Raw genomic sequence first — 8,296 nt, forward strand, 5'->3', positions numbered from 1 at the left:
GGCTTGCGGTCATTTTCATTGTCGCCACCTATTCTTACTATCGTGGCTCAGTGATCACCCCCTTCCACGGCGATCCTACCGGCGTGAAGGCCCACCATGTCAAAATGACCGATGTGCGGGTTCTGCCCGATGGTCGCGTGGATGTGCATATGTATATTGATGCAGGAACCGCTTCCGTACCGGCGCATATTATTGCCATCCGTCTGCTGGATTATAATGGCAAAGTCGTGGAGTCCTGGGATGGCAAGCAGCTTTCCCGTCTGAATCCCAAAGATATCCACAATGATTTTGCCTACCAGCAAATTGCTCCGGATAAAATTCTGGGCCTGAAGGCAGGTCTGGGTGCAGAAGCCATGTTGCATCTGCCAGTCAGCAGTACGGGCTTTATCAATACCAGTTCCGGTCCTTACCAGTTGCAAGTACTGAACATCAATGGTCAGAAAGCGGAAGTAAGCGCACAAATCGCCGCTCATTAAGGGTATTTGACGCGGACCGTTCGGCGGGAGACGATCTAGTTAGTCTCTCGACGAGCGGTTTTTATATGAGCGAGATATCTTCTGCATTAGCAAAAATAGGCATTAACATTCTACCCATTCACCATTTTTCTCGGCAGAATTTTTAAAAAGCTACATATTGCTATTAGCCGCTAAATATTTAACCAAAACATCATGAGGTGATGAACATGTATCACGGGCATAAAATTTCCAGAAATACGCTTATTGTCACAGCAGCCATGCTTGGTTTGTCCCCGCTAGCCCATGCCGCCAACTGGTTCGAGTTGCAGGGGACATCTCCGGCCAATGCTCCGATATTTGGCGTTTCGGGATTTATTGAGCCAAGTTTATATGCACAATCCGGCCAGGAAGACAGCTTTGAAAAGAATCAGATCCCGAACACTGATCTTATAGCGCCCGGGTTTTCGCAAAGTACTACCGCCAATATCCTGAGGGCGAGAATCGAGTTGCGTGGAAATCTGAACCCTAATATCTCTTACTTTTTTGGCGGTGAGTTTGGAGATAATGGTTTCACGCATGTGCGCAGGGGATACCAGCCGGGTCTCATTGATGGGCATTTTACCTTCAGTTATATTCCGGGCGCCAGAATTGAGGCAGGCCTCATTCGTGCACCCAGCGCCGAAGGAGCCATGCAGGGATTCATGAGCAACAACTTCGTGTTGCCATCGACAGTTATAGGGCAGTTGATGCAACAACCGATGTATAACTCTAACGACCCCTACAAAATCAATCAACAGACAAACGCATACCTGATAAATGGCCAACAATCTTTGGGAGATAACGCCTTCCGCTATCCAGGCATCATGGCTTTTGACTGGTTCCGTAACGGTCATTGGGAATTTACCTATGGCGCCATGATCGGAATGTTTGGAACCGTGGCTGCCGGCAACCAATCGAGCAGTCCCCTTTATGCTGCGCGTCTGCAGGAAGCTTATATATTCGGGGGGAAAGGACCCTTCCGTAGCGATGTGCAGGCGGGTATCTGGTATCAGCATGCCAGTCCTGAATTGAATGACGCCAGTTACAGTATGAATCGCTACGGCGTGGATGTGCAGTATTTGCAAGGCTATATGCACCAATGGGGTCAGCAATTCCGCTTCCAGTATATGCGTGGTACCGGCTGGATATCGGCATCATCTGCATTCAGCAGCGCCCCTGGTCTGCCTGCAACGCTGACCAACACCCAACTTTATCCCGGCAGCCAGAACACGGCCAATGGTTACATGCTGGAAGGCGGCTTGTTTTTGACTAAGCATATTGAAGCGAATTTACGTTATGACTATTACGATCGCTTGCCAAATGATCCGGCACAGCAACGTATATTCAAAACCTGGGCTATTGGTCTGCAGTATCACTTCACGCCACTGACCAAAATCATGGCCGGTTACTACTTCCGGACGCTGGATGTACCGCATCAGCCTAATCCTGTGGCGGATAGTATTTCCAATGCAGTGGACAATGAATTTGCCATGCAGGCGATGATTGCCTTTTGATGAAGATAACGAGGAGATGGTGATGTTATTGAAGGATTCTTGAAGATGGCCGTTTTAGGAACGGCGCGTGATGCCATTCCCGGGCTGCGCGGCAGTGTCCTTCCGGGCAAGGACCTGACGAAACGAACCTACACCGATTCGCCATGCCTCATTGCGTCCAACCGTACCGACATATATTGCGTGGCGCAAGCCAAAATCATCATATTTTTTAACACATTGACCATCCGTGGATGGACGGATTTGTGCTAGGCTGAGGGTAAACAATTCAGGAAAGGATCATTGCTATGCGCATGGATCAATACACAGAAATTCAACGCAGAAGTTTTCGGGTTCTGCGGCTGATCACCGCTCTGGTTGCGGTAGCTATTCTTTCAGGATGCATCATCGCTCCTGGCGGATATGGGTACGGCTACCGTGGTCATCCCCCCATTCACTACGGATGGTGGCACCGTAGGCAATGGCGGTGATGCCACGGATTCCCATAAGAAAACGTATCGTGACTGCTTCAGACTGATTGCGGTCATTGGGTTGCCTGATCGCGTAATGGATAGCATGGCCCACTGAATTGCACGATGCTTCTCCTAGCACAGCATAGGCCAGCAGGATAGATCACCATGGCGATGGCACTACAGGCTGTTCGCCGAGTATCTGTAATCGACACCTTACTATTGGACGAGCGGAAACACACCAGACACAATGATGCATTCTGTCTCGTGGCCTTCTGAACAGACCTTCGGAAAACGGACTGATCAAGTGTTATGCGGCGCAACTTATTGTTATACTGAACCAAAAGTGCAATATAATTTACGTTGGGCATCAGGAGGACACGGTGCATCAGTCACTCGCTAACGCAACATTTCGAATTGAGTGCGGCAGCAGCTCGGGCTCTGGTTTCAGCTTCATCGAGACAGATGTGATTGTCACGAACAATCATGTGATTGCTCCGTACCATTCCAACAGGCAGGACATTGAGGCGGTTACGGAAGACGGACGGCGGACACCTACCGAACTGATAGCGCACTCTCCTGAGAATCAATTTGATTTCGCCGTCCTCCGGGCAAAGTCTCCCGTTCCTGGCGGGCGGCATGTCCTCAAACCAGCCTTCAATCACTCTAAGGCAAGGGGGACAAAGGTTGTTTTCTCCGGGTTCCCTCATGGAATCCATGACCTCCTGACTCAGGAAGCAGTTATTTCGGGCACTATGGCTCCTCACGCGTTCTATATCGATGGCTCTGTCAACGGCGGGAACTCAGGTGGCCCAATCATCAATTCTACTTCCGGGGAAGTCATCGGTATCGTCACGCAGCGGCGGTTTCTGGGCGGAGCTCAGCTCGGTGGTTTAAGGCAAAAGATGCATCAGCTTCTACAGCACTGTCAGGGCATAGCAAATCGAGGGTCTGCCCAAATCATGGGTATTGACTTCGGTAGTTTCGCGCAGATGATGGGGGAAGGCTTTTCAATCATGGATCAAATAATTCAGGCCAATGCCAATTCAGGCATTGGAATTGGCTTTGGGATTGAGCAAGTTCAACAGGAATGCGCTCGTCTCGGCATCAGGAATTGATGCCTAACGCCCGCGTTCAGGTGACGGCTGACGTTAGGCAGTTTCCAAAAGGAATTCCCATTGAACCCTTGGAATAAGCTCATCAGCTCATGGCTACAGTCGTTTTGTCTGGCAGCCTTATCAGGCTTAGCTGGTCTGATAATCGGCGAACACTACATTGCATCGGCTAAAAGTGCGGTGAGGGATACACGAATTGCGTGGTTCCAAGGCATCGGTGTGACCACAGTCTTGTTGGCAACTCTTGCATTTGTTTCTTGGGGAATCCAGACCCGCGGGGGAACCACGAAGCCTGAAAAGGTTAACAATTGGGTACTCCGTATTCTTTATGTGGTAGGATCATCATTACTAATTGCATCTGTTGTCCGTTTGACATAAACGGGAAAATCGTCTGGTAAGAAATGGAGTGTGCTTCTCGCAAACGGACCGTTTTCGAGAGTTTTCAGGTGGCGGTGATTTCCGCACAGTAACTCAAACGGTTGCAATTCTCGAAAACCATTCTTAGAAGAATGCTACGGTTTACAGGCATGGGGACGAATTTCGAGAACATGATGGTCAGTCCGCTGGACGACTGCTTCCGCTGCTCTGTCGCCGTTGAGCCCTGATGTTCGGCAGCAGACTAATTGGAGACATTCAGTAACGAAGAAAAATGACATCATCCGACCCATAGCTTCCGATCGACTTGTCAGGGATTCAACGGCAAGTAACCGGACCAGCTTAAACTCACCTTCTAACTGTTTTGACCCATGGGTCCACCATATATTTCCCATGCGTTATAAGGACACACACTATCGTTCTGATCGGCCCCAAGAGCATTGTAGTCCGTGGGAGATCACGGCTCGCGTTACTGCAGGATTTATGGCCCAATGGCTGTGGCTCGCTCTGAGGGAGGCTGGTTTGTCCAAGTCTCCTTGATGCAACCCAGGACCACGCCTATTTATGAGCGTAATGCACCATTGTCTCGTCGGTGTCAAACAGCGTCTAATATTTATCAGCTTTAAGTAGAAAGCAGCGTTAAAATGGTTTACCCATGACCGGACCCCTATTCCGTAAATTGATTCAATCTATCAGTCGGTTGAATATTCATTCTCAACGAAGTCGCGTGGTAAAAACATGATGCTGAAATATGGCAAAAAATGATGCTGATAAACCGCCCACTTCTACGTTAAGCCCCAGAGGCCGAGCGCTACCCTGGACGATACGAGTGAACTTCTCAAAACGGCACATAGACAGGACCGTCGTGTGAATCCGTTCTTGCACGCGACACATTTCTCCACCAGCCCATCATGATCTCAGGCCGGCCACTTTTTGTGCACTTTTTTCGATAGGTTGGAACCCGGAACTTGCGCAGCCTGCCGCAACCCTTTGCTCACCGTAACGACAGAACCATAGTGAATAGTACTAAAAATTTGACGCGCCGCTTTATCCGGCATCTCCACGCAGCCCGCACTTTGCGGCCAGCCGTAGCCTGTACGCGGAAAATAATGCAGGGCGCGGCCCCTGTCGAAGTAGCTTACCCATTTGATACCAGGGTCATCATAGGGACGCCACTGGACCAGTGCACCATGCCAATGATCGATATTGGTACCCTTCAGTGCAAAACCCGCGCTTTTGGCCGCGCGATATAACCGCTGCTGATAGGGTGTCAGCGGAGCAGGAAATGTGCCCTTCATCGTTGTTACCGGCACGCGTTCGTACACGGGCCAGGAACCGTCCGGGGTGGAATGGAGCACACCAGTGTTTACAGGCGTGTGCAGGACGGCTATCAGTTTGGTGCCGACTAAAGTCCACACCGTGGCGGTTTCCGGGTCTGTCTTGGATACCTGCACCCATGTGTACGGCCACGGATTGCGAAAACCGTCTTTTAGGGCAACGGCCACAGCTTGTTTCAGCGCTGCATGCGACATTTTACCCAACGGCAAATGATCGGCATCCTCGAATTGCAGAATCGCACCCTGCCGAAAGGATGTCGGCGCCGATTTTATGGCTGCATGAAATGCTGGTGGAGTCTGCCAACGGGTTGATGGATAGAATTGCATTTCAGTAAGGGCATGAATCAACATTCTTGGTACTCCGCACAAATTTTTGGAGCCATTGGGAAGCACGCCGCAAGGCTGTTATTCGGGTTGGTGTCTGGCGACGGCCCTTGGCAATCTGGACCGACTGGACCGTTTTTTCTGAGGGCACCGAAGCCCGACCTACCAAGCGTCGCTCCGAACCCGAAGTGTTGGCAATCTTCGCCAAACACCTTTCCAGACTTCCAGAGTTTTTCCTTGTCCGATAGAGTCATCCTCTAAGCAAACCCTTCATGGCGGCATCTGTCAAGTTAGTTGTATGGTGGTACTTCACGGTTAAGACGCCTAAATCTACCGCAGCGACGAGTATCCGACCGACTGATCTTCGCCACTGTGACGTTGAAATAGTTAGTGATGCAGCCGAAGCCACTATTCAAAAATCCCATCCTCATGTTCACAAAAAATCTCGCTAAGACTGCAAATATCGCAGCAACCTTTTGAGAGTGGCTGGGGGACCAGGCCCTATAAAAATCACACGATCGTTGCGCATCCGTAAAACTCTAAATTAGAGTAAATAATAATGGGCATTATCCGTTCATTATAATTCGATAACTGATTCTGTGTGTGTTCATTAAAGAACACTATTGTTGTGATAAAAACAATCGTTTATTAGGGTTTGACGAACTCCATTTTGTATTGTTAGCGTACTGACGTCGTGGAGGATTCCACGTACTACGGTCAATATCTATTTGACTACTTTCTATCGATTTTTTAGGTGGAGGATCTTAATGCAAGACTCAAATTCCAGATTGATGATGGGCCTTGGTGTATTCGCTTTAGGCGTTTCTATGGCTTTTGCGAGTTCCATGACCCCTGCCAATGCGGCGACCCCAGGATATCAACCACAGGGACAGTCATCCTCACACTCCATGCAGCATGGCGCCTCTTCCTCTGCCCAGCCTTACAGAGGACAGTCATCAGCCAGTGCGGCAACCCCGAGATACCAGCCTCAGGGACAACCCTCTTCACCGGCCATGCAACACGGTTCTTCTGCTGCCAGCCCTCCTTATGGCGGACAGTCATCGGCAGGTGCGGCGACTCCGGCATACCATTCTCAGGGACAGTCACACTCATACTCCATGCAGCATGGGGCCTCAGCCTCTGCTCAATCCCCCGAAGGCCAACCAGCGACTCAATCGAATCCGAATCAACCGCCAACCAAAACCTCATAACCATAAGGTACTGGATGGTCTTGTCTCCGCAAGATCATCCGCAAACGTAATTTATACTGATCGTAGAATCCGTTGCGCATGAATTGCCGTATCTAGGAATGATGATTACCCATGGATCACGCCAGCATGCTTATCTACACGGATGGTGGTAAAAAAACAAATATCAATGTGGTATATCAGTTTTCTGTTAAATTACAGAAGAGATTTCCCATAAACATTAACGTGTTTTCTGGCTCCATGTTGAATATGCGCAACACTTATTTTTGACCAATTATGATGCTTGTTAAGTTGGGTTCATTTATTTGACAATACAGATTAACCGTTGTTACCGTAAAAACGCTGGTGAAATTTCACTCAAGCAATTACGAGCAGAATCCATGCTCTTTTCTTTTACCTAAAAGGGAGATGAACTATTGAAAAGCATTCAGACTAACGTAATCACGGCACTCGGAATATTCGTGTTTAGCACATCCGTTGCTTTTGCAAGCATGAGCAGCCCCATGTCCACCACGCAACCCCAACCATCCTCACCGGCAATGCAGAACGGTGCGTCTACACCGCCTATGGCTTCCGGAGCGCCGCAAGCGGGAGCGCAATCTGGCTCCCAGCCAATGATGCCCTCTGCACCTCAGGCGGGCCCTGCGGTGAGTAACGCTGAAATCATGCATTTTGCTTCTGCTCTGCGGGAAATCGAGCCCCTGAGTTCCAAAATGCGTGGTGAAGCCATGCAAAAAGGCGTAAGCAAAGCCAAGCAACAGGCACTTGAACAGACCTATGCAAAGGATGTTCACGGAATTCTGGCCAAAAACGATCTCTCCGCAAGTACTTATGAGATGCTCATGAGAAAAGCCCATAGCGATCCACAGTTCGCTCAAAAGGTCGAGGCCGCTATCAAGTCTGGTGCATAGTCGCACTACCTTGATTGGTAAATCATGGAACGTCAGGGATACCATTCACGGCATCTCTGACGGTTATTTTCGGCCCTATTCTATCTTTTATCCAAAATCTTAATGAAAAACATTTTAACACTCTCTTTTTTGTTGCTTTTTACTGTTATCGGACTGTCTGGATGTTCCTTCGGACCTAGCCATCAGGATGTGCGTCAAGCACTCAAAAAAGCAGATATCATCCGTGCCATTAAAGACAACAACATGGATATGAATATGACCAAGAGTCAGATGCAGCATATTGATCAGGAAGTCAAAGAAACAAAAATCAATCAGTGCAGACATTTGCACGGTCTGATTTATCGATGCTCCATGATCAGTAACGGTCAAATTCAGATGATCGAAGTCGGGAAACCGGGCGGAAGCCATTGGGAGGTCATTAACAATAATCATCTGAACTAACCCAGTCATGGCAGCGTGTTTTGAGATCGTGGCGACGATGGGCTGAGACCTGAATCGTTAAGCGTCCACTATGCCTGTTGCATTGCTACGTAAAACGAAGGAAAGCGTCAATTATGGCCCTCTGTTTGGGG

At 49.1% G+C, this 8,296-nt stretch carries 8 protein-coding genes; 7 read left to right on the forward strand and 1 reads right to left on the reverse strand.

Annotated features, from left to right (window positions below):
* From H7F11_RS16295 to H7F11_RS16315, 5 genes are all read left to right on the forward strand, one after another.
* Positions 1-476: TQO small subunit DoxA domain-containing protein (locus H7F11_RS16295; RefSeq protein WP_319803401.1), on the forward strand; the 476-nt coding region annotated here is incomplete at its 5' end.
* 206 nt (positions 477-682) lie between these two features.
* The gene (locus tag H7F11_RS16300) at positions 683-2,008 is read left to right on the forward strand and encodes a porin (RefSeq protein ID WP_193651692.1); all 1,326 of its coding nucleotides are present in this window, start codon (positions 683-685) and stop codon (positions 2,006-2,008) included.
* Positions 2,009-2,053: 45 nt separating this feature from the next.
* Positions 2,054-2,257 carry a hypothetical protein gene (locus H7F11_RS16305; RefSeq protein ID WP_193651691.1) on the forward strand — a complete coding sequence of 68 codons (204 nt, stop codon included), beginning with the start codon at positions 2,054-2,056 and terminating at the stop codon, positions 2,255-2,257.
* Between the two features lie 35 nt (positions 2,258-2,292).
* The gene (locus H7F11_RS16310; protein WP_193658269.1) at positions 2,293-2,475 is read left to right on the forward strand and encodes a hypothetical protein; all 183 of its coding nucleotides are present in this window, start codon (positions 2,293-2,295) and stop codon (positions 2,473-2,475) included.
* Between the two features lie 335 nt (positions 2,476-2,810).
* Positions 2,811-3,572 carry a serine protease gene (locus H7F11_RS16315; protein ID WP_319803402.1) on the forward strand — a complete coding sequence of 254 codons (762 nt, stop codon included), beginning with the start codon at positions 2,811-2,813 and terminating at the stop codon, positions 3,570-3,572.
* Between the two features lie 1,289 nt (positions 3,573-4,861).
* On the opposite strand, the gene H7F11_RS16320 is transcribed toward H7F11_RS16315, so the two are convergent.
* Entirely contained in the window at positions 4,862-5,632 is a 771-nt protein-coding gene (locus H7F11_RS16320) for a L,D-transpeptidase family protein (RefSeq protein WP_193658273.1), read from the reverse strand.
* Between the two features lie 1,684 nt (positions 5,633-7,316).
* Here H7F11_RS16320 and H7F11_RS16325 point away from each other — a divergent pair.
* Both H7F11_RS16325 and H7F11_RS16895 read left to right on the forward strand, forming a co-directional pair.
* The gene (locus H7F11_RS16325; protein WP_158006144.1) at positions 7,317-7,724 is read left to right on the forward strand and encodes a DUF4168 domain-containing protein; all 408 of its coding nucleotides are present in this window, start codon (positions 7,317-7,319) and stop codon (positions 7,722-7,724) included.
* Positions 7,725-7,979: 255 nt separating this feature from the next.
* Positions 7,980-8,165 carry a hypothetical protein gene (locus H7F11_RS16895; protein ID WP_193650461.1) on the forward strand — a complete coding sequence of 62 codons (186 nt, stop codon included), beginning with the start codon at positions 7,980-7,982 and terminating at the stop codon, positions 8,163-8,165.
* Positions 8,166-8,296 lie beyond the last annotated feature (131 nt).

It is taken from the genome of Acidithiobacillus sp. HP-2 (assembly GCF_015100155.1).
Classification (GTDB): Bacteria; Pseudomonadota; Gammaproteobacteria; order Acidithiobacillales; family Acidithiobacillaceae; genus Acidithiobacillus.